This is a genomic window from Paraburkholderia sp. GAS333 (genome assembly GCF_050435665.1).
GTDB classification, from domain to species: domain Bacteria; phylum Pseudomonadota; class Gammaproteobacteria; order Burkholderiales; family Burkholderiaceae; genus Paraburkholderia; species Paraburkholderia fungorum_A.
Window position 1 is genome coordinate 109,482 of record NZ_JBNDKS010000011.1, and the last position, 21,534, is coordinate 131,015.

Genomic DNA, 21,534 nt, shown 5'->3' on the forward strand with positions numbered 1-21,534 from the left:
CTATTCATCCGCGTGGCAACGTGCAACAGTCGCGGCACGGCCGACTATTCGACGGAGCGCCCCCGTGTCCGACCCACGCACTCACGCACCTTTCACCTGCCGACGCCTGAGCGCCGACGACATCCCCGCTGCGCAACGGCTGTCCGCCGCGATTGGCTGGCCGCATCGGCGGGAAGAATGGCGCTTCTCGGCGCGCACCGGCATCGGCTTCGTCGCCGAGGTGGCGGGTGCGCTGGTCGGCACCGTGATCGGCTGGAAGTTCGGCGCCGATCACGCGACGCTCGGGATGCTGCTCGTTTCACCGGAGCATCGTGGCGCGGGCATCGGCCGCGCGTTGCTCACGCGCGCGCTCGACGAACTCGGCGAGCGCGACATCACGCTGTACTCGACCGAGTCCGGGCGGCCGTTGTGCGACGCGTTCGGCTTTGTAACCTGCGGTGAACTCGATCAGATGCAGGGCGCGGCGTTTCGTCCGCCGCTCGTCGCGCTGCCTGCCAATGAGCGGCTGCGTCCGCTCGGCGCGAGCGATGCGGCGCAGTTCGTCGCGCTTGCTTCGCGCGCGAGCGGTCTCGACCGTAGCGAGGTGCTGCCGCCGCTGCTCGATCTGGCCGACGGCATCGCGCTCGATCGCGACGGCGAACTGCTCGGCTTCTCGCTGTTTCGCCGCTTCGGACGCGGCTTCATGATCGGCCCGGTGATCGCGGGCGACACGCCCGACGCGGTGCATGCGAAGGCGCTGATCCGCCATTGGCTGGCGCTGAACGAAGGTGCGCTGGTTCGTATCGACGTACCGCATGGACACGGCCTGCGGACGTGGCTGAGCGGACTTGGAATCGTCCGCTCGGAGACGGTCGTGAAGATGCAGCGGCTCGGGTCGACACCGCGCGATACACGCAATACAGAAGCCGGTCGCGTTGACGGCGGGCTGCATCAGTATGCGGTGATCACGCAGTCGCTTGCCTGAAGCGCCGGGCTTTTGGGCTTCCAAGCGCCCAGGACTTCACCAACCGTCGATCAGCCCGCCATGCCGCTGCGCTCCTCGCCCCGCCAATCCCATCGAGACGGCATCGACGCGCCCGTCTTCCTGACGCTATTAAGCACGCGCAGCAGAAAATGCTGTCTGTGAGGTACAAAACGCTGCGCGCACACTCTTTCGGCTTTTTTTTGGCGGAACGGCACGCATCCGCCTGTCGCTACCATCAGGGGGTGAGTCTCACTGACCGAAACGTGCCGGGAATACCAACATGTCAAATTCATCGCTTATCGACGCCGACCGCAAGCATCTGATTCATCCGGTCATCAATTACCGCGCGCACGAAGCACGCGGCGCCACCGTACTCGAATCCGGTCAGGGCGCGTATCTGCGCGACATCGACGGCAACGAGCTGCTCGACGCGTTTTCCGGCCTGTGGTGCGTGAACGTGGGTTACGGCCAGCAGAGCATCGTCGACGCGGCCATGCGTCAGATGACAAAGCTGCCGTACGCGACCACCTACTTCCACTTCTCGTCGGAACCTGCAATCGAACTCGCCGAAAAGCTGGTCGCGCTCGCTCCTGCGTCGCTGCGGCACGTGTATTTCACGCTCGGCGGCTCCGATGCAGTCGATTCCGCAATCCGCTTCATCACGCATTACTTCAACGCGACCGGCCGTCCGTCGAAGAAGCAGATGATCGCACTCGAACGCGGTTATCACGGCTCGTCGTCGGTCGGCGCGGGGCTCACCGCGCTGCCCGCGTTCCACCGCAACTTCGACCTGCCGCTGCCGACCCAGCATCATCTGCCGTCGCCGTATGCGTACCGTCAGCCGCAAGGCGGCGACGCGCAGGCGCTGATCGCATCGTCCGTCGCGGCGCTCGAAGCGAAAGTAGCAGCGCTGGGTGCAGAGAACGTCGCGGCGTTCTTCTGCGAACCGATTCAGGGATCGGGCGGCGTGATCGTGCCGCCAGCCGGCTGGCTGAAGGCCATGCGCGACGCGTGCCGGCGTCTGGACATCCTGTTCGTCGCCGACGAAGTCATCACCGGCTTCGGCCGCACCGGTCCGCTGTTCGCCTGCGAGGCGGAACAGGTCGAGCCGGATCTGATGACGGTCGCCAAGGGGCTGACCTCGGGCTACGCGCCGATGGGCGCCGTGCTGATGTCCGACGAAATCTACCAGGGCATTGCCGGCGATGCGCGCGATACCGCGATCGTCGGTCACGGCCAGACTTACTCGGCGCATCCGGTCAGCGCCGCGATCGGGCTCGAAGTCCTGCGTCTTTATCAGGAAGGCGGCCTGCTCGCGAACGGCAATGCGCAGGCACCGCGCTTTGCGGCCGGGCTCGATGCACTGCTCGATCATCCGCTCGTGGGCGACTCGCGCCATCGCGGTCTGCTCGGCGCGCTGGAACTGGTCGCCGACAAGGATTCGCGCGCGCGCTTCGAGCCGACGCTCAAGCTGCCTGACCGGATCGCCGCCGCCGCGTACCGCAACCGCCTCGTGTTCCGCGCATTCGGCGACAGCATCCTCGGTTTCGCGCCGGCATTGTGCTTCGGCGAGGCCGAATTCGAGCAGATGTTCAGCCGTCTGCGGCGCACGCTCGACGAAGTGCTGGACGAAGCGGAAGTGCGTGCGGCATTGCGCGGAGCGAGCCGCGCGGCCGCCTGAGCGCGTGATAACATCGGCCTGCGCAGCGCCTCACTCAGGCGTCGTGCGACGAAGCGAAAAGCAGACACTTCGACGGGCAGACCGATACATGACGACAAGCGGCGACACCAAGCTGGACAGGATCGATCTGCGGATACTTTCGCAACTTCAGAAGAAAGGCCGGATCACGAACGTCGAGCTTGCGGACGCCGTGGGGCTCTCGCCGAGCCCCTGTCTGATCCGCGTCAAGCGACTCGAAAAGGCCGGCTACATCGTCGGCTACGGCGCGCATATCCAGCTGCAAAAACTCGGTGACGTGCAGATCGTCTTCACCGAAGTCACGCTTGCCGACCATCGCCGCGAAGACTTCGCCAAGTTCGAGGCGGCGATCCGTCCGGTGGACGAGATCGTCGAATGCCATCTCGCGAGCGGCGGCTACGATTACCTGCTGAAGTTCGTCACACGCAGCGTCAATCACTATCAGAGCGTGATCGAAGGATTGCTGGAGCGCGATATCGGCATCGAAAAGTATTTCAGCTACGTCATCATCAAGACGCCGTTCGTGAAATCCGAATACCCGCTTGAAGCGCTGTTCTCGCAACAGCATCAATGAAGAGCGCGTGGTGCCGGGCGCGCATGGCGGCGGCACGAGAAAAACGCGAAACCATTCGAGGCCACCGGCGTCATGCCGGTGGCCTTTCCCTTTGTCCAATCGGAAAATCGGCGTATCAGCCAACCGGCGTTCGGTAATCGGCAGTCAGTTGCCGGAACTCAGCCGTTGGCGCTCAGCCACTCACCCGGCGTTCTGCCGAGCACGCGTTTGAAGTGCCGGCACAAATGGCTTTGATCGAAGAAGCCGACCTCGGTCGCGACGATCGACGGCGGCAGGCCGCGCCGTAACAGGCGCTGTGCATGCCGAACCCGCACCAGCCGCACATACTGCTGCGGCGACACGCCGATCTCGGCGCTGAAGCGCACCGCAAACCTCGAAATGCTCAATTGCGCGACGCCCGCGAGTTCCGACAGACTGATCGGATCGGCGAAACATGCGTCGATGAAGTCGAGCGCGCGCTGCACCGCGCGGCTCACGCGATCCGTTTTCTGCGCGCTATGGCGGCTCGCGCCCGCAAGCTCCGGCGCGGCCACGGCAGACGATGACGAGGACGATGACGGGGATGAAGACGAGATCGGGCTCAGGCTCAGCATCCGGCCCTCCGTTCACGCAACGCGTCGCGAGGTGGGCGGCACCGCTGGCGACGCCTCCCGCTCAACTGCGAAGCGGCGGATGTCGAACGGTTCGAGCGGCGTGCTGGTCGCGCCCGTGTCGATCAGCTCGGCCATCGTGTCGCCGACCCCGGGTCCGAGCTGGAAACCGTGACCGCAAAAACCAAACGCATAGAACAGGCCACTGGTCGTGCCGCTAGCGCCCATGATCGGCTTGTCGTCGGGCAGATAGCCTTCAACGCCGCTCCACACCCGGATGATGTTCAGATTGCGCAGCATCGGCGCGACCCGCTGCGCCTGGCTGAACTGCAGCAAGGTGCTGTGCGGCAGCACCTTGGCGCGGCGTTCGTCGAGAAACGCGGGCGCACGCGCGCAACCGCCGATCACGATATTGCCGCGCGCGACCTGCCGGAAGTACACCACCTCTTCGATCTGCGGCGACGATACGCCGACCACCGGCTGGATCGCGTACGGAACCGGTTCGGTCACGGCCATCTGCGGACCGTTGACCGCAATCGGCACGCCCTCGCCGAACTGTTCCGACAGCAGATTGCCCCACGCGCCCGCCGTAATCAGCAGCACCGGGGCATGGAACGTGCGGCCGTCGGCGCTCGTCGCGCGAAACTCGGCCCCTTCCTTTTCGACGGTCACGACGTCGCAGTTCTCGACGATCTGCGCACCGAGCCGCGCCGCCGCGCGCGCAAACGCAGGGGCCGCGAGACGCGGATTCGCGTGCCCGTCCATCTGCGAATACGAGCCCGCCAGCACGTCGGGGCCGAGAAAGGGAAAGCGTGCCCGCAGTGCGTCGCCGCGCAGCAGGTCCAGCTGGAGACCGTAATGGGCGGCCTCCTTCGCGTAGGTTTCGAACTGGTCGGCCTGCTCGTCGCGATAACAGACGCGCACATGGCCGGACATCAGAAACTCGGCGTCGTGCTGGATCAGTTCCGGCAGACGGCCCCAAATGTCGCGCGACCGGTTCGCCAGCGGCAACTGCGGCAGGAAACGTCCCTGACGGCGCACGTTGCCGAAGTTGGTGCCGCTCGCCTGTTGACCGACGAGCTGGCGTTCGAGCAGGATCACCGAGCGGCCCCGCTGCCTCAGGAAGAAGGCGGCGGACGCACCCATGAAGCCGCCGCCCACGATCAGAACATCGGCCTGTACGCGGTTCGCGCTCATTCGACATCCTCCACAGTCGCAATGGACAGCGGTTTGACGGGCGCCTGCCCGCGCAATCTGCCGACCTGTTCGAGCGGCACGTTCGCTGCCGCCGCGATCACCTCGGCGCCTGCATGGCCGCAGTAACGTCCCTGGCAGCGCCCCATGCCGACCCGGCTGAATGCTTTCGCGCGATTCGCTTCCTGCGCGCCTTCGTCGCGCACCACGCGGCGCAGTTCGCCCGCTGTGATGCCTTCGCAGCGGCACACGATCGTGTCGTCCGGCAGACGCGCGGCCTGCGCGGCCGGCCACGCAAACGCCTCGGCGAGACCGAGCCGGAAGCGGTCCATCTTGCGCTGTTCGCGGCCCAACGCGTCGAGCGTCGCGGCGGGCACCGTGTGTCCCAGATCGCTCAGCGCCGCGTAGGCTGCAAGCCGTCCGGCGACTTCGGCGCCGTCCGCGCCGAGCACGCGCGCGCCGTCGCCCGCGATATAGACGCCTTTTTCGCTGCTGCGGCCGAGTTCGTCGATCTGCGGCACCCATTGGCGCGTGGGCGGATCGAAGCGGAACGCGCAGCGCGCGAGATCCGCGAGCTGGGTTTCGGGTCGCAAGTGATAGCCGAGTCCGACCGCGTCGCAATCGATCTGCGCGAGCTTGCCGCGCGCGTCGCGAAAGCGTACGCCGAGCACGCCGTCCTGCGGATTGCCAAGAATCTCGAGCGGCTCGATGCCGTTTTCGACCCGCACGCCCGAGCGCTTCAACGCAGCGACGAGCGTGCGGCCCTTCAGCAATACATCGACCCGCGCCAGCAGTTTCGGCAGCGCGCGCAAGCGCGCGCCAATCTTCGACGTATCGAGCACCGCGGCGACCTTCGCGCCGGCCTGCACATACTGGTTCGCGACCAGGTACAGCAGCGGACCGGTGCCCATGAACACGACCTGGCGGCCGATCGCACACGCCTGCGACTTCAGCGCGATCTGCGCGGCGCCGAGGCTGTAGGTGCCCGCGAACTGCCAGCCTTTGACCGGCATCAACCGGTCGGTCGCGCCGGGGCACAGGATCAGCGCGTCGTAGCCCAGCGCGCTCGCGTGTCCTTCATGCACGATATGCAGCTTGCCTTGCGCGACGTTCCACGCGAGCGTCTGCGGACGGTAATCGATTCGCGGACGCAGCCGTTCGAAAGTCCCGTGAAGGTCTTCGGCCCGCGCGGCTTCGGTGCCGTACAGCTTCGCGTACGGCCGCGTGAAGCCCTCGGGCTGACGCCGATAGATCTGGCCGCCGTCGCGCCTGCCTTCGTCGACGAGAACCGGACGGATGCCGGCCGCCATCAGCGTTTCCGCACAGCGCACGCCCGCAGGCCCTGCGCCGACGATTACGATGCGAGGTTCGCCCATTGCGCCTCCGGTTGTGTCGTGACGACGCGCATGCCTGGTTCGACCACGGTGGTGCAGGCGCGCAGCCGCCCGCCGTCTGCCGTCCATACCCAGCAGTCCTGGCACGCGCCCATCAGACAGAAGCCGGCGCGCTTTTCGTCGCCGAATTCGGATTGCCGAACCTGCCGCACCGAGCACAGCATCGCCGTGAGCAACGTGTCGCCGGCCAGCGCGTTCACCGTCACACCGTCGATCGTCAGCTCGACTCTGGCGCGAGCCGTCTCGCCTACGCGGATGAATCTGCCGCTCATGCCACGGCTCCCGCCACACCGTCAGGCGCCACCCCACCGGGCGTCGCGTGATCGTTGCTGTGATTGGTCAGCACGTGGCGCAGGAATTCGCGGGTGCGAGCCTCGCGCGGCGAACCCAGCACCTGCTGCGCCGTGCCCTCCTCGATGATCAGCCCCGCATGCAGGAAGCACACGCGGTCCGCGACTTCGCGCGCGAAACCCATTTCGTGCGTGACGACCAACATCGTCATGCCTTCGCCTGCCAGCGTGCGCATCACGCCGAGCACCTCGCCGACCAGTTCCGGGTCGAGCGCCGAGGTCGGCTCGTCGAACAGGATCGCCTTCGGCTTCATCGCCAGCGACCGCGCAATCGCCACCCGCTGCTGCTGCCCGCCCGACAACTGATGCGGATACGCATGCAGCTTGTGACCGAGCCCCACCTTGACGAGCAGTTCGGAAGCCTCGCGCTGCGCATCGGCACGCGACAGCCGCTTGACGTGCACCGGCCCTTCCATCACGTTTTCGAGCGCGGTGCGGTGCGGAAACAGATTGAAGCGCTGAAACACCATGCCGACCTGGGTGCGCAACTGGTTGATGTTGCGTGCGCGCTGTTCGACGCGCTGGCCGAGCAGATGAATCTCGCCTTCGTCGTACGATTCGAGCGCGTTAATGCAGCGTAGCAGCGTCGACTTGCCCGAGCCCGACGCACCGATCAGGCACACCACCTCGCCCTGGCGGACGTTGAGCGAAATGCCCTTGAGCACCGGTACGGCGCCAAAACTCTTGTGCACATTCGTGATTTCGATCATTGCATCCTCACTTCGCACTTATCTGGCCTTGTGCCGACCGAAACGCCGTTCGAGCGAGCGTGTCATGCTCATCAGCGGCAGGCTCATCGCGAGATAGCCGATCGCGACAAGTGTATAAACCGTCAGATTCTGGAACGTCGATGCCGCGATCAATTGCCCTTCACGCGTCATTTCCGCGACCGTGATGGTCGATGCCAGCGACGAATCCTTGAGCATCATCACGAGCGTGTTGCTGTACGGCGGCAGCGCGACCTTGATGGCTTGCGGCAGGATCACCCGCACCATCGTTTTCACGCGGCCCATGCCGATCGACTGCGCGGCTTCGTACTGGCCCGGATCGACCGCCTCGATACCCGAGCGGAAAATTTCCGCGACGTAAGTCGAGTAGCCGAAACCCAGTCCGATAATGCTCGCCTGCAACGCCGACACCTGAATATGGATTTCCGGCAACACGAAGTAGATGTAGAACAGCAGCACGATCATCGGCAGACCGCGCACGACGTTGATCATCGTGCTCACGCCGCGTACCACGAGCGGATAACGCGACATCTTCAACAACGCCCAGGTCAGCCCGAGCACGGTGCTCAGCAGCAGACAGCCCACCGTGATGACAAGGCTCATCATCGCGCCTTGAAGCAGAATCGGTACAAAGTCGACTACATCGTGCCAGTGCATGTGGTGCCTTCCATTGCTCTTTGTATTCGTTCAGTCCGCCGCATTCAGGCGGCGGACAGTGCCGGGCGGCGCCCGCTTTGCCGCGGGCGCGCCTCGCCTCACGAGAAGCGCATCAGCTCGTGAGATGCCACTTCTTCAGGATCGCGTTGAGCGAGCCGTCGGCTTTCATCTTCGTCAGCGCGTCGTTGATCTTCGCCATCAGCGCGCTGTTGCCCTTCTTCACGGCGATCGCGATGTCGAACTTTTCCATCGGCACATACGCGTCTTCAACCCGCGTGCCGGCCATTGCGCCCGCCGATTCCTGAGCCTTCAGGATCGGATAGTCGTTGAAGCCCGCGACGATACGGCCGAGCGCGACATCGCGCGTCATGTCGGCAGGGCTGTCGTACATCTTCACTTCGGTGAAGATGCCGAGCTTCTTCAACTGGTCGCCGTAATCGGTGCCGGTCGGCGCGCCGACTGTCATGCCCTTCATGTCCTGCACCGTGTGATAGACGGCCTTGTTCGAATCCTTGACGATGATGCCTTCGCCGAACGCCGTGACGGGTTGCGAGAAATCGACCACTTCGGCGCGCTTGGGCGTCGGCGTCATGCCCGCCACGATGATGTCGATCTTGCCGGAGATCACCGACTGGATCAGCGCCGAGAACGGCACCGCGTCGTACGACACGTTGAAGCCCTCGCGCTTGCCGATCTCTTTCACGACATCGGGCATCAGGCCTTCGATCTGCTGCGTCTTCACGTTCATGAAGGTGGTCGGCGCGCTCGACGGCGGCGAGCCGGCGGTGAGCGTGGCGGTTTCGGCTGCGTGAGCGGCGCCGAACATCATCGTCATCGCAAGGCCCGCGCCGACAGCCAGGCGTTGCATGGTGTTGAAGCGGACGGCGGAAGCAGGTTCGAACTTGAAACGCAACATGGGTTGACCTCTGGGATTAGTGATTTTCAATCTGCGCGCTGCCCTGCCGGATGCCGGCCGGGCTCGCCGAATTCATTTAATGCAGTACATCCTGCAACCGGTAATACGCGCCGACCAGCGGCAAAAACCACGCGCGTCCAAAATGCCCTGGAATCGCGGGCCATTCGAGCGTTCGCCACGGATTGCGCGAGGCGGCGCCGAACATCACGTCGGCCATCAGACGACCCATGTGCACCGACATCTGCACACCGTGGCCGCTGTAGCCCATTGAATAGAACAGTCCTTCATGCTGACCCGCGCGCGGCAGGCGGTCGGCCGTCATGTCGACGAGACCGCCCCAGCAATAGTCGATACCTACATCGGCGAGTTGCGGGAAATAGCGCGCGAGAGCGTCGCGCAGAATCCGCCCGCTTTTTTCGTCGGAGCGCGGATTCGACATCGCGAAGCGAGCGCGGCCGCCGAACAGCAGACGCTCGTCGGGCGTCGCGCGAAAATAGTTGCCGATATTCAGCGTGGTCACATACGAGCGGCGCGTGGGCAACAGTGCATCGAGACGCGCCTTGCCGAGCGGCTCGGTGGCGACGATGAAGCTGCCCACCGGCGCGATCCGGCGGCGAAACCATTGCAGCGGACCGACCTGCGACGTTCCGGTCGCGATCAGCACGCGTTCGGCGCGCAGCGTGCCGAGCCCACATGTCACCTCGAACGCGTTGCCGCCGAGCGGCTTCAGATTCGTGACGGGCATGTTCTCGTAGATCTGCGCGCCACGGCGTGCCGCCGCTTCGCCCAGGCCCACGCCGAATTTGCCCATGTGCATCTGCATGCCGTTCTTCTGCACGAGGCCGCCGAAAAATCCGTCCGAGCCGATCTCGTCGCGAATCCGTTCAGGCGGCACGAGTTCGACATCGGGATCGACTTCGCGCCGCAATACGTCGTACGACTTCGCGAGCGAAGCGAAATGCTGCGGCTTCGCGGCCAGCTTGATCTTGCCGGAGTGACGCAGATCGCAGTCGATCTGCTCATCGGCGATGATCGTCCTGACCGTGTCGACCGCACCCGCGTAGGCCCGGTAGAACTCCGCCGCGCGCTCGCTGCCGATTCGCGCCGATAACGCCGCATAGTCCTGGGCGACCCCCGTGTTGCAGTGGCCGCCGTTACGGCCCGACGCCTGGCCCGCGAGCCGCTCTGCTTCGAACACGACCACCGACATGCCGCGCTTCGCCAGCTCCAGCGCCGCCGACAGTCCCGTGAAACCGCCGCCGACCACGGCAACGTCCACCCGCTGCGGGAGCGGACCCTGGGCGGCGTTCGTAAAGCGTGGCGCCGTGTCGAGCCAGTACGAGTCGAGCTTCATCGTGATGCGATCCTGTCGGTTGATTGCGCCGCCGGCGGCGGCGCGCGCAGAGCGATGGGGTGAACAGGCCTGGCCGGTGGATCAGAGGCCGAGCAACGATGCCAGTTGCGGAATGCCCGAGACTTCGTTGACGCCGTAATACGGATTCAGCGGCTCATGGCTGCGATTGACGAACGCCTTGTGTTTGATGCCCATGTCGTACGCGGTCATCAGGTCGTAACGGAAGCTCGACGACACATGCAGCACGTCTTCCGGATTGCAGTCCAGCTGCGAGAACATGTATTCGAAGGCTTTTTGCAGCGGCTTGTACGCCTGCGCCTGCTGCGCGGTGTAGACCTTGTGGAACGGCGCGCCGAGCTTGTCGACGTTGCTCTGGATCTGGTCGTCCGACGCGTTCGACAGGATCACCAGCTTGTACTTCGACGCCAGGCGCGACAGCCCTTCCGGCACGTCGGCGTGCGGGCCCCAGCTCGGCACCGCTTCGTAGATCTTCAGCGCGGTCGCTTCGTCGAACGGCACGCCCGTGCGTTCGCAGGTGCGGCGCACCGAATTCACGACCACGTCGCGATACGGCTTCCATGCACCCAGTACTTCGTCGAGGCGGTAGCCGCGAAAGAACTCGACGAATTCTTCCAGCTTCGCCTTATCCAGCTTGTCGCCGTACAGCGCGCGCGCGCTCTGGCCCATCTGGAAGTTGGTCAGCGTGCCGTAGCAGTCGAAAGTGATGTACTTCGGCTCGAAATCGATCATGGTCGTCATCCTGTCGTCGGGGCGAACCTGGCTGCAGGTTCGGGGTTCAGTTTCGGGTTGAGTCAGTGAGGTTGCTTGCGTGAATCCGGTGTAACGCAGTGCTTCACAGTGTTTCGAAATCGATCAGCACACTCTTGTGCCGCATGCTGGCGACCATCGCCTCGCGGCCCAGATCCTTGCCGATGCCGGACTGGCCGAAGCCGCCGGTCGGAATGATCATGTCGCCGCTGCGGCCATAACGGTTGATCCAGATGGTGCCCGCCGCGATGCGCCGCATCGCGCGCAACGCCTGGCCGATGTCGCTGCTATGAACACCCGCCGCCAGCCCGTAGACCGGATGCGCGGCGAGCGCGATGCCCTCTTCTTCGTCATCGAATGTCTGCACGGTCAACACCGGGCCGAACAGTTCCTCGCGTACGGCGGGCGTCGTCGCGTTCACGTTGGCGAGCAGCGTCGGACGATGAAAATACCCTTCGCCGGTTCCTTCGAAAAAGCCGCCGCCGAAGATCACTTCCGCGCCACTCTCGCGGCTCTGATCCACCAGCGCTTCGATGCGCCGCGCCTGCGCCGGACTGATGATCGGCGAATAGGCGGTGCGGCTGTCCCATAGCGGGCCCGGTTGGATCGGCTGCAATTGCCGTTGAATCGCCTCGATCAGCGGTTCGGCAATGCGCTTGTGCACGATCAGCCGCGTACCGGCCACACACGCCTGGCCGCCGTTGGACGTAAAGCCGCGAGCGATGCAGGCTGCCGTGTAGTCGAGGTCCCGCACGTGCTCGAACACCAGTTGCGGGCTCTTGCCGCCGAGTTCGAGCGTGACGGGCTTGGTGCCGTGCATCGCCGCATCGCTCATGATCGCGGCGCCGGTGCGGGTCGAGCCCGTGAAGCTCATCTTCGAAATGCCGGGGTGACGCGTCAGCGCCGCACCAGTGGTGGCGCCACGGCCGTTCACTACATTGAAGATGCCGGGCGGCATGCCGGCTTCGATCGCGAGTTCGGCGAGACGCAGCGTGGAAAAAGGCGTCATCTCCGATGGCTTCATCACGACCGCGTTGCCGGCCGCCAGCGCGGGGCCGCATTTCCACGAACACATCGACAGCGGGAAATTCCACGGCGTGATTGCACCGATCACGCCGTAAGGCTCCGACGTGATGAAACCGAGACTGTCGCGGCGCGTGGCGGCGATGTCGCCGCCGAGTTTGTCGGCGAGTTCCGCGAAAAAGCGGATCGCCTCGGCCGTGAACGGCACGTCCGACGCATAGCTTTCCGCCACCGGGCGCGTCGAACTGACGGTTTCGAGTTGCGCGAGACTCACGGCGTCGCGATCGATCAGATCGGCCCAGCGGCTCAGCACTTTGGCCCGTTCACGCGGCGAGCGCGTGCCCCAGCCACTCGTCTTCCAGGCGATCAGCGCATTGCTGACCGCGTAATCGACGGTTGCTTCGGAGGCATCGGGCACATGGCCTAGCAACGCGCCATCCGACGGCCGATGAACGGCGATCTGAGGTTCGCCCGCCGAATAGTACGTACCGCCAATGAAATGCCCTTGCGGCAACGGCACGGCTGAAGGATCGAAATCGAGTGACGGTGTAGACATGTCCGGCCTGATCAGTAGGTTCAACTGTGCGGCGCCGCGTACGCTGAGCCCACTGCGCCACGACTCCACCCGGTGCTGCCGTTCGCCATCGCAACCGCCGAATGAACGAACATCGAATGAAATTCATTTTAATGAACACAAAATGAATTGCCAGTGATCAAAAATAAAAGTTTGCGAAAAATTCGTGGTGCACTGCGACAGGCCGCGCGCCTTCGCCGGGGCGCTGCATGAGCGGCCGGAATAGGCCGCAAGTCCAACCGGCTATGGCGCTGGAGAGCAACGGCCAGCACGGGATCGACCTGATCGTGCAGCGCAAAAATGAACAGCGGAAAGAAAGAGGTAGACGTCAGTGATAACCCGGGTGATCCAGGCGCGACGCATCAGAGGAAAGCGAGCGGAAAAAGGAAGATGGAGCCGCCGGCCACCGGCACGCGGCTCTAAAACGACGTAGAGATCAAAGATGAATGACGGGCGGCTGCGTGTTCATGATCCACAGCAAACGCGCAGTCTTGCTGCTTTCATTGCGCACGCTGTGGGGCACCGTGCTCTTGAACTGGAAGCTGTCGCCTGTGCGCAGTTCCGAGCGCCGGTCGCCGACATTCAGCACGACCGTGCCTTCCAGCACCAGCCCCGCCTTTTCGCCGATGCCGACCAGCACTTCTTCGGATCCCGAACCGGCCGGCAGCATGATGATCATCATCTGCAGATCGTGGTCGCCGTGCGGCGACAGCAACTCCTTCTGCATGCCGTTCTTGCCGACTTCGAACAACGGCCGCTCGGCCGCCTTGCGCACGAAATCGCCGGTGAACGGGTCGGACACCGCGTCGTCTTCTTCGAGTAGCGCGGTGAGCGGAACCCCCAGAGCCTGACGCAGGCGCTCGAGAATCCGTACCGACGGATTCGCCTTGTTGCGCTCGACCTGGCTGACGGTGCCGACCGACACGCCCGCGCGCGTCGCCAGCTCGTTGACCGACAGCCCTTGCGCGACGCGCAGCGCCCGCAGACGGCCGCCGACGTCGCCGTGACTCAGGTCGACCGCGCGCTTCTTGACAGACTCTGTTCGCTGCATGTGTTTCCTGTTGATGACGGGGCGGACGGCCCGCTACGCGCCGCCGCTACTGTTGTTGTGCCGGGTGTGGACCGGTTGCACCCAAAACGGCGGAGGCCGCCGCGTTGCTGCAATGAACACCCGCATGAATTATCATCATTATATTGAATTCATCATTGTTGCGGTGAACGTCAAAAATACCCGCCCGATGCGGGCCGCCTCGCACTCCAGAGATGCAAGCCCGCCGACTGCCGACGATCGCGAATGACAAAAAGATCGTCCTATGAAGCGGGCACCGGGAATGCGACAGTCTAGGCACGATCATGCCGACAAGCAGGAGTTTGCAGTGTCCGAATCATCTGTGAAGACATCACCCAGCTACCGCCGTTTCACGTCCGCCGACATCGCGGCCGCGCACGGCCTTTCTGTTGCCGTGCGCTGGCCGCATCGCGCCGACGACTGGCGCTTCATGCACGACGCAGGCACGGGCTTCGTCGCCGAAGACAATGGCGCCGTGATCGGCACGGCACTGTGCTGGAAATTCGGCGCGGACCGCGGCACGCTCGGCCTCGTCATCGTGTCGCCGGAAGAACAGGGCCGTGGCATCGGCCGCAAGCTGATGGAACTGGTGCTCGAAGAACTGGGTAATCGCGTGACCTTCCTGCATGCCACCGTCGCAGGCAAGCCGCTGTACGAAAAGCTCGGCTTCGTAACCTGCGGCGGCCTCACCCAGCATCAGGGCACGCCCGGCAGCGTGGCCGCAGTCGCGCCGCCGCCCGGCGAGCATCTGCGTGCGGCAACGCCGGAAGATCTGCCCACGCTGATCGAACTCGCATCGCGCGCAAGCGGTTTCGACCGCAGCGCGACGATTCCGGCGCTGCTTGCATTCGCACAAGGCGTGGTGCTCGAACGCGACGGCGAAGTACTCGGCTTCTCGCTGTTCCGTCCATTTGGACGCGGCTACGCGATTGGACCGGTGGTCACGCAGCGTTCGTCCGACGACCTGCGCGCCCGCGCATTGATTTCGTACTGGCTCGCGCTGCACGAAGGCGATTTCGTGCGGATCGACGTACCGGGCGATGCGGGGATCAACGACTGGCTGTCCGGGCTCGGCCTGGCACGCGTCGATTCCGTCGACAAGATGGTGCGCAACGCGTCCGCCGACTTGCGCGAAGCCGCCCCGGACGCGACCTGGCGCGCGTACGGCATCGTCAATCAGGCGATGGCGTAACCGGCGATGACCGTCCTCTACAAAGCCGACCCGGTGCGCGGCGCACTGTGGGCCGAGCGCTTCGCGCAGCTCGCGCCCGAGATGCCGTTCCGGGTCTGGCCGGATATCAGCGACCCCGCGTCCGTGCGTTTCCTGGTCGCGTGGCAACCGGGCGATCTCGCCGTCACGCTGCCCAACCTGGAGATCGTGTTTTCGGTCGGCGCGGGCGTCGATCAACTCGATCTCTCGCAGATTCCCGCGCATCTGCCGGTGGTGCGGATGGTCGAGCCGGGCATCGTCGACGGCATGGTCGAGTACGTCACGCAAGCCGTGCTGACGATTCACCGCGATCTGTTCGATTACCACTTGCAGCAGCAGGCGCGCGCCTGGCAGCCGATGCCGTTGCGCGCCGCCGCGTCGCGCCGGATCGGCGTGCTCGGGCTCGGCATGCTCGGCACGGCGGTGCTCGAACGCTTGCGGCTATTCGGATTCGCGTGCGCGGGCTGGAGCCGCTCGCACCACGAGATCGCCGGGATCGACTGTTATGCGGGCGAGGCCGGACTGGCGACGTTTCTCGCCCGCACCGACGTGCTGATCTGCCTGCTGCCGCTGACCGATGCAACACGCGGGCTGCTCGGCCGTCAGGTGTTCGACACGCTGCCGCGCGGCGCGTCGGTGGTTCACGTCGGGCGCGGACCGCAACTGGTCGGTGACGATCTGCTCGACGCGCTCGAACGCGGCCAGATTCACAGTGCCGTGCTCGACGTCACCGATCCCGAGCCGCTGCCCCCGGACCATCCGTTGTGGACGCAGCCGCGCGTGCGCATCACGCCGCATATCGCGAGCGCGACGCGGCCCGAATCGGCGGTCGATGCGGTGCTGGAAAACCTGCGCCGCTTTCGCGCGGGCGAGCCGATGAATGGCCTGATCGACCGGACGCGCGGCTACTGACATCAGGCGACAACACGTAATACCACGCGCAACCCGACAACCGGACGCAACCATTTCGCCGGACCCGTGCAGTCAGCAGACCGCGCGCGAAGACGGCAAGGAGAGATACGTATGACCCGCAAATATCGCATTGCTGTGATTCCCGGCGACGGCATCGGCACCGAAGTGATGCCCGAAGGTCTGCGCGTGCTGGACGCCGCGTGCAAACGCTTCGACATCGGCATCGACTACCGCCGGATCGAATGGGCGTCGTGCGACTACTACGCGCAGCACGGCCAGATGATGCCCGACAACTGGAAGGAACAACTTCAGGATTGCGACGCAATCCTGTTCGGTGCGGTCGGCTGGCCCGACAAGGTGCCCGACCATATCTCGCTGTGGGGTTCGCTCCTCAAGTTCCGCCGTGAATTCGACCAGTACGTGAACCTGCGCCCCGCTCGCCTGTTCGAAGGCGTGCCCTGCCCGCTCGCGAACCGCAAGCCGGGCGACATCGACTTCATGATCGTGCGCGAGAACACCGAAGGCGAATACTCGTCGGTGGGCGGCACGATGTTCGAGGGCACCGAGCGCGAAGTCGTGATGCAGCAGTCGATCTTCACGCGCCACGGCACCGAGCGTGTGATGAAGTTCGCATTCGATCTCGCGCAGCGTCGCGCGAAGAAGATCACGGTGGCCACCAAGAGCAACGGGATCGCGATCAGCATGCCGTGGTGGGACGCGCGCGCCGACGAAATGGCCGCCCGCTACCCGGACGTGAAGATGGACCGTCAGCACATCGACATTCTGTGCGCGCGCTTCGTGCTGAACCCGGACCGCTTCGACGTGGTGGTCGCGTCCAATCTGTTTGGCGACATCCTGTCCGATCTGGGTCCGGCCTGCACCGGGACGATCGGCATCGCGCCGTCGGGCAATCTGAATCCCGACCGGCGTTTCCCGTCGCTATTCGAGCCGGTGCACGGCTCGGCGCCCGACATCGCCGGTCGCGGCATCGCCAATCCGGTCGCGATGATCTGGTCGGCCGCGATGATGCTCGACTTCCTCGGCCACAGCACCGGTGTCGAACGCGACGCGCACGACGCGATTGTCGCGGCGATCACGGAGGTGCTGAAGGACGGTCCGCACACGGGCGACCTCGGCGGCCGCGCGTCGACTGCCGAAGTCGGCGCGGCGATCGCAGCGCGCGTCGCGGACGCGGGCTGATTACTCGCGGCGTCGTCCGCCTCGACCGCCCGGCGCAGGCCGGGCGCTTCGCCACCGCAAGCCGCAAGACACGGAGCGCTCACATGAGCACGAATCTCGAACAGCAGGCCCGCGCGCTGATCCGCACGGACAATTTCATCAACGGCCAGTGGCTCGCAGCGGCGAGCGGCCGGCGTTTCGCCGTGACCGATCCGGCCACCGGCAACCTGATCGCCGATGTCGCCGATAGCGGCCCGGCCGACGCGCGCGCCGCCACCGACGCCGCCGCCAAAGCGCTGCCCGCGTGGCGCGCGTTGCTGGCGAGCGAGCGCGCGGCCATCCTGCACCGCTGGCACGCGCTGATCATCGCCAATCGCGACGCGCTCGGCGCCCTGATCTCGCTCGAACAGGGCAAGCCGCTCGCCGAAGGACGCGGCGAAGTCGGATATGGCGCGTCGTACGTCGCGTGGTTCGCCGACGAAGCGACGCGCATCTACGGCGACCTGATTCCGGCGCAACAGCGCGGCAAACGCATGAGCGCGGTGAAGGAGCCGATCGGCGTCGTCGCGGCGATCACGCCGTGGAATTTCCCGCTCGCGATGATCGCGCGCAAGATTGCGCCGGCGCTCGCGGCAGGCTGCACGGTGGTCGCGAAACCGGCCGAAGACACCCCGCTCACCGCGATCGCGCTGGTGATGCTGGCGCACGAAGCAGGCGTGCCGGACGGCGTGCTCAACATTGTTTCGGCATCGCGCGCGTCCGCCGCCGAGACGGTCGGCGAATGGCTCGCCGACAGCCGCGTGCGCAAGATCACGTTCACCGGATCGACGCCCGTCGGCAAGCATCTCGCGCGCGAATCGGCGGGCACGCTGAAAAAGCTGTCGCTCGAACTCGGCGGCAATGCGCCGTTCATCGTCTTCGACGACGCCGATCTCGACGCCGCCGTCAACGGCCTGCTGGCCGCGAAATTCCGCAACGGCGGACAGACCTGCGTGTGCCCGAATCGCGTCTACGTGCAGCGCGACGTGTACGACCATTTCGCCGCGCTGCTGCGCGCGAAGGTGGCCGAACTGCGGGTCGGCCCGGCAAGCGAACCCACCTCGCAGATCGGCCCGATGATCAACCTGCGCGCCGTCGACAAGATCGCGCGCCATGTCGACGACGCAGTCGAAAACGGCGCGCTCGTGCTGACCGGCGGACGGCGGCTCACCGAACTCGGGCCGCACTACTACGCGCCCACGGTGCTCGGCAACGCGACCTCGGCGATGGCGCTATGCGGCGAGGAAACCTTCGGCCCGGTCGTGCCGCTGTTCCCGTTCGACAGCGAACAGGAAGCCGTGCAGGCCGCGAACGACACACCGTTCGGACTCGCCGCGTATTTCTACAGCGAGAACATGCGCCGCATCGAACGCGTGTCGCGGGCGCTGGAAGCCGGCATCGTCGGCATCAACGAAGGCGCGCTTGCGTCGGAGGCGGCGCCGTTCGGCGGCGTCAAGGAGTCCGGCTACGGCCGCGAAGGATCGAAATACGGACTCGACGACTATCTGTCGATCAAGTACCTGTGCCAGGGAGGATTGCAGTAATCATGGAAGCCTATCCGATCGAAGTCGAATTTCCGGACATCTCGGCGCACGCCGCCGGCAACACCGGCATTGCCTACGTCCATACGTTCGACTCCGGCAAGCCCGGACCGCACGTGATGATCAACGCGCTCACGCACGGCAACGAAGTGTGCGGCGCGATCGCCGTCGCCGGGTTGCTGGAAAGCGGCCTGCGCCCGCGCCGCGGCAAGCTCACGCTGGCGTTCGCGAATGTCGACGCGTACGCGCGCTTCGATCCCGCTGCGCCGGACAAGGCGCGTTTCGTCGACCAGGACTTCAACCGCGTGTGGACCGCCGCGAAACTCGACGACCTCGCGACCCGCTCGTCGGAACTCGACCGCGCGCGCGCAATGCGTCCCGTGATCGACACGGTCGACCTGCTGCTCGACCTGCATTCGATGCATGAGAAAAGCGCGCCGCTGATCGTCGCGGGGCCGCTGCGCAAAGGCGCGGAATTGTCCGAGCGGCTCGGCACGCCGGCCACCGTGATTCAGGACGAAGGCCATCCCGAAGGCCGCCGCATGCGCGACTACGAAGCTTTCGGCGACGACGCGAGTCCGAAGAACGCGCTGCTGGTCGAATGCGGTCAGCACTGGGAAGCCAGCGCGGTAACAGTCGCGCGCGACTGCTGCGCGCGCTTCCTGCTGCTGTCGGGCGTCGTCGATGCCGACGACCTGCCGCGCGGCTGGATTACGCCGCTTGCCGACGAAATGTGCATCGTGCGCGTGACCGAACCGGTCGTCGCCAAAAGCATGGATTTCCGCTTCGCGGGCCCCTACACCGGCCTCGAAACCTTCGACAAGGCGGGCACCGTGATCGCCTGGTCCGACGGCCAGCCGGTCGCGACGCCGTACGACGACTGCATGCTCGTGATGCCCTCGCTGCGCCAGTTGCGCGCGGGCGTCACCGTTGTCCGGCTCGGCCGGATCGAACGCCGTATCGACCTCACCTCACGTCAACAGGAACACGCCGCATGAAAGTCCAGCAGATCACGCAAGCCGCAGAAGTCACCGCCCTCGAAGACTGGGGAACCGCCGGGTTGCCCGGCACCGAACCGGCGCGCGTGTCGGGACGGCAGTATGTGATTCCCGGTCAGGAAGCCGTCGACACCGGCGTGTTCGAGTGCTCGCCGGGCACCTACCGGCGTTCGGTCAAACAGGCGGAAGTGATGCATTTCATCAGGGGCAGCGGCAGCTTCACGCCCGATGGAGAAACCACGATCCGCTTCGCCGCCGGCGACACGCTGTTCTTCGAGGCCAATACCGAAGGACTCTGGAACATCGACGAAACGCTGCGCAAGATCTACGTGATCTTCTGAACGCGCGGCACGCGCTTCGTATCTGCAGGTCATGTCAATCACGGTTGCTTACCCATGCTAAGAATCGACGAAGTTCCGAATAGCGACGGTTTTCCCGATCGCTGCGACGTAGCCGTGATAGGCGGCGGCATTATCGGCGTCAGTACGGCGTACGAACTGGCGCGGCGCGGACTCTCGGTCGCGCTGCTCGAAAAAGGCGTCATCGGCGCGGAACAGTCGGGACGCAACTGGGGTTGGGTGCGTCAGCAGAATCGCGACCTCTACGAATTGCCTCTCGCGATGCAGAGCCTGAAGCGGTGGGGCGAGTTGAGCGACGAACTCGGCGAGGACATCGGCTTTCGCCAGTCCGGCATTCTGTACGGCAGCGAGCAGCCCGCCGACGTCGCTCAGTGGGAAACGTGGCTCGGCAAGGCGCGCGCAATCGGCTTCGACAGTCAGTTGCTGTCGGCGCGCGAACTGGCCGCGCGTGTGCCCACTGGACAAACGAAGTGGGCGGGCGGCGTGTGGTCGTATTCCGACGGACGCGCGGAGCCGTCGAAAGCGGCGCCCGCCATCGCACGAGGCGCGCAGCGGCTCGGCGCCCGCGTGCATCAAACCTGCGCGGTTCGCGGACTCGATATCAGCGCGGGCCGGATTTCCGGTGTCTGGACCGAGCGCGGGCGGCTTGCCGCGAACAGCGTCGTGCTCGCCGGAGGCGCGTGGAGCGCACTGTTCTGCCGGCATCACGGGATCGATCTGCCTGCCGTCAATGTGATCGGCACCGCGCTGCGTACGGCGGAAGCGCCCGCCGTGATCGACGGCTGTTTCTCCGGCCCGAACTTCGCGATCCGGCGGCGGCTCGACGGCGGCTACACGATTGCAGTCCCCGGTTATGGGCGGATGGAAATCGCGCCGCAAAATCTCCGGCACGCGGTCAAGTTTCGCAAGATGTTCCGCAGCAAGCTCAACAAGAAACTCAAGTTCCGGCTCGCGCAACGCTTTTTCGGCGGACCCGAAGGCAGTGCGAACTGGAGTCACGACGACATCTCGCCGTTCGAAGTGATGCGGGTGCTCAACCCTGCGCCCGATGCCGAATGGCCGACCCGTGCATTGGAAAACGTCGCGAAGGTGTTCCCGGAATTGTCGGGCCTGCGTGTCGCGCATGCATGGGCAGGCGCGATCGATACGACGCCCGATCTGGTGCCGGTCATGTCGCGCGTGGAGAGCATGCCGGGCCTTGTAATCGCGTCCGGCTTCAGCGGTCACGGCTTCGGTCTCGGGCCGGGAGCAGGCATGCTGGTCAGCCGCATCGTGACCGGCGATGCAAGTGGTAACGAGCTAGAGCCCTATCGTTTGACGCGCTTTTCCGATGGAACTCGGCTGACCAGTCCCGAGATGATGTGACGGCCTCGTGCCTTGTTTAACCGGCGGCACAAACACCGTGGTACCCGCACGCTGCGCTCCCCATTCGCGAGCGCAGC

22 protein-coding genes are annotated in these 21,534 nt (G+C 65.2%); 11 read left to right on the top strand and 11 right to left on the bottom strand.

Annotated features, from left to right (window positions below):
* The first annotated feature begins 64 nt into the window (after positions 1-64).
* The 3 genes from ABH945_RS33845 to ABH945_RS33855 all read left to right on the top strand — a co-directional run bounded on the left by ABH945_RS33845 (position 65) and on the right by ABH945_RS33855 (position 3,237).
* Entirely contained in the window at positions 65-964 is a 900-nt protein-coding gene (locus ABH945_RS33845) for a GNAT family N-acetyltransferase (protein WP_429253530.1), read from the top strand.
* 280 nt (positions 965-1,244) lie between these two features.
* Positions 1,245-2,645 (top strand): aspartate aminotransferase family protein, encoded by a 1,401-nt coding sequence (locus tag ABH945_RS33850; RefSeq protein ID WP_429253531.1) that lies wholly within the window; start codon positions 1,245-1,247, stop codon positions 2,643-2,645.
* A gap of 88 nt (positions 2,646-2,733) precedes the next feature.
* Positions 2,734-3,237 carry an Lrp/AsnC family transcriptional regulator gene (locus tag ABH945_RS33855; RefSeq protein ID WP_074771690.1) on the top strand — a complete coding sequence of 168 codons (504 nt, stop codon included), beginning with the start codon at positions 2,734-2,736 and terminating at the stop codon, positions 3,235-3,237.
* Between the two features lie 158 nt (positions 3,238-3,395).
* Here the strand turns inward: ABH945_RS33855 and ABH945_RS33860 are convergent, their stop codons facing one another.
* The 11 genes from ABH945_RS33860 to ABH945_RS33910 form a co-directional block, all read right to left on the bottom strand.
* The gene (locus ABH945_RS33860; RefSeq protein WP_429253532.1) at positions 3,396-3,830 is read right to left on the bottom strand and encodes a helix-turn-helix domain-containing protein; all 435 of its coding nucleotides are present in this window, start codon (positions 3,828-3,830) and stop codon (positions 3,396-3,398) included.
* 12 nt (positions 3,831-3,842) lie between these two features.
* Positions 3,843-5,024, bottom strand: coding sequence for an NAD(P)/FAD-dependent oxidoreductase (locus ABH945_RS33865; RefSeq protein ID WP_074771692.1), 1,182 nt, complete (start codon positions 5,022-5,024; stop codon positions 3,843-3,845).
* Positions 5,021-6,397, bottom strand: a complete 1,377-nt coding sequence (locus ABH945_RS33870; RefSeq protein ID WP_429253533.1) for an FAD-dependent oxidoreductase — start codon at positions 6,395-6,397, stop codon at positions 5,021-5,023. The genes ABH945_RS33865 and ABH945_RS33870 overlap by 4 nt, the downstream gene beginning before the upstream one ends.
* On the bottom strand, positions 6,376-6,687 hold the full coding sequence (locus ABH945_RS33875) for a (2Fe-2S)-binding protein (protein WP_429253534.1): 312 nt from the start codon (positions 6,685-6,687) through the stop codon (positions 6,376-6,378). The genes ABH945_RS33870 and ABH945_RS33875 overlap by 22 nt, the downstream gene beginning before the upstream one ends.
* Positions 6,684-7,475 carry an amino acid ABC transporter ATP-binding protein gene (locus tag ABH945_RS33880; RefSeq protein WP_429253535.1) on the bottom strand — a complete coding sequence of 264 codons (792 nt, stop codon included), beginning with the start codon at positions 7,473-7,475 and terminating at the stop codon, positions 6,684-6,686. Before ABH945_RS33880 ends, ABH945_RS33875 begins: the two co-directional genes overlap by 4 nt.
* A gap of 18 nt (positions 7,476-7,493) precedes the next feature.
* The gene (locus ABH945_RS33885) at positions 7,494-8,150 is read right to left on the bottom strand and encodes an amino acid ABC transporter permease (protein WP_074771696.1); all 657 of its coding nucleotides are present in this window, start codon (positions 8,148-8,150) and stop codon (positions 7,494-7,496) included.
* Positions 8,151-8,262: 112 nt separating this feature from the next.
* Complete coding sequence (locus ABH945_RS33890) at positions 8,263-9,066, bottom strand: ABC transporter substrate-binding protein (RefSeq protein ID WP_083380191.1); 804 nt, start codon at positions 9,064-9,066, stop codon at positions 8,263-8,265.
* Between the two features lie 76 nt (positions 9,067-9,142).
* Entirely contained in the window at positions 9,143-10,420 is a 1,278-nt protein-coding gene (locus ABH945_RS33895; protein ID WP_429253536.1) for an NAD(P)/FAD-dependent oxidoreductase, read from the bottom strand.
* An 81-nt stretch (positions 10,421-10,501) separates the two neighbouring features.
* Positions 10,502-11,170, bottom strand: a complete 669-nt coding sequence (locus ABH945_RS33900; protein ID WP_074773274.1) for a haloacid dehalogenase type II — start codon at positions 11,168-11,170, stop codon at positions 10,502-10,504.
* A gap of 103 nt (positions 11,171-11,273) precedes the next feature.
* Positions 11,274-12,767 (bottom strand): aldehyde dehydrogenase family protein, encoded by a 1,494-nt coding sequence (locus ABH945_RS33905; RefSeq protein ID WP_429253537.1) that lies wholly within the window; start codon positions 12,765-12,767, stop codon positions 11,274-11,276.
* 454 nt (positions 12,768-13,221) lie between these two features.
* Positions 13,222-13,836: a helix-turn-helix domain-containing protein gene (locus ABH945_RS33910; protein WP_074771699.1), complete on the bottom strand. Its 615-nt coding sequence runs from the start codon at positions 13,834-13,836 to the stop codon at positions 13,222-13,224.
* Positions 13,837-13,960: 124 nt separating this feature from the next.
* Between ABH945_RS33910 and ABH945_RS33915 the strand changes: the two genes are divergently transcribed.
* The 8 genes from ABH945_RS33915 (at position 13,961) to ABH945_RS33950 (ending at position 21,457) form a co-directional block, all read left to right on the top strand.
* On the top strand, positions 13,961-14,083 hold the full coding sequence (locus ABH945_RS33915; RefSeq protein WP_290439541.1) for a hypothetical protein: 123 nt from the start codon (positions 13,961-13,963) through the stop codon (positions 14,081-14,083).
* 78 nt (positions 14,084-14,161) lie between these two features.
* A complete protein-coding gene (locus ABH945_RS33920; protein WP_429253538.1) occupies positions 14,162-15,046 on the top strand; it encodes a GNAT family N-acetyltransferase in 885 nt (294 codons plus the stop codon).
* A gap of 6 nt (positions 15,047-15,052) precedes the next feature.
* On the top strand, positions 15,053-15,976 hold the full coding sequence (locus ABH945_RS33925; RefSeq protein WP_429253539.1) for a 2-hydroxyacid dehydrogenase: 924 nt from the start codon (positions 15,053-15,055) through the stop codon (positions 15,974-15,976).
* Between the two features lie 111 nt (positions 15,977-16,087).
* Positions 16,088-17,176, top strand: a complete 1,089-nt coding sequence (locus tag ABH945_RS33930) for a tartrate dehydrogenase (protein ID WP_074771702.1) — start codon at positions 16,088-16,090, stop codon at positions 17,174-17,176.
* A gap of 83 nt (positions 17,177-17,259) precedes the next feature.
* Positions 17,260-18,738, top strand: coding sequence for an NAD-dependent succinate-semialdehyde dehydrogenase (locus ABH945_RS33935; protein ID WP_074771703.1), 1,479 nt, complete (start codon positions 17,260-17,262; stop codon positions 18,736-18,738).
* A 2-nt stretch (positions 18,739-18,740) separates the two neighbouring features.
* Positions 18,741-19,733: a M14 family metallopeptidase gene (locus ABH945_RS33940; RefSeq protein WP_429253540.1), complete on the top strand. Its 993-nt coding sequence runs from the start codon at positions 18,741-18,743 to the stop codon at positions 19,731-19,733.
* Positions 19,730-20,074, top strand: coding sequence for a cupin domain-containing protein (locus ABH945_RS33945; RefSeq protein ID WP_429253541.1), 345 nt, complete (start codon positions 19,730-19,732; stop codon positions 20,072-20,074). Before ABH945_RS33940 ends, ABH945_RS33945 begins: the two co-directional genes overlap by 4 nt.
* A 54-nt stretch (positions 20,075-20,128) precedes the next feature.
* Positions 20,129-21,457 (top strand): NAD(P)/FAD-dependent oxidoreductase, encoded by a 1,329-nt coding sequence (locus tag ABH945_RS33950; RefSeq protein ID WP_429253542.1) that lies wholly within the window; start codon positions 20,129-20,131, stop codon positions 21,455-21,457.
* The last annotated feature ends 77 nt before the right edge of the window (positions 21,458-21,534 follow it).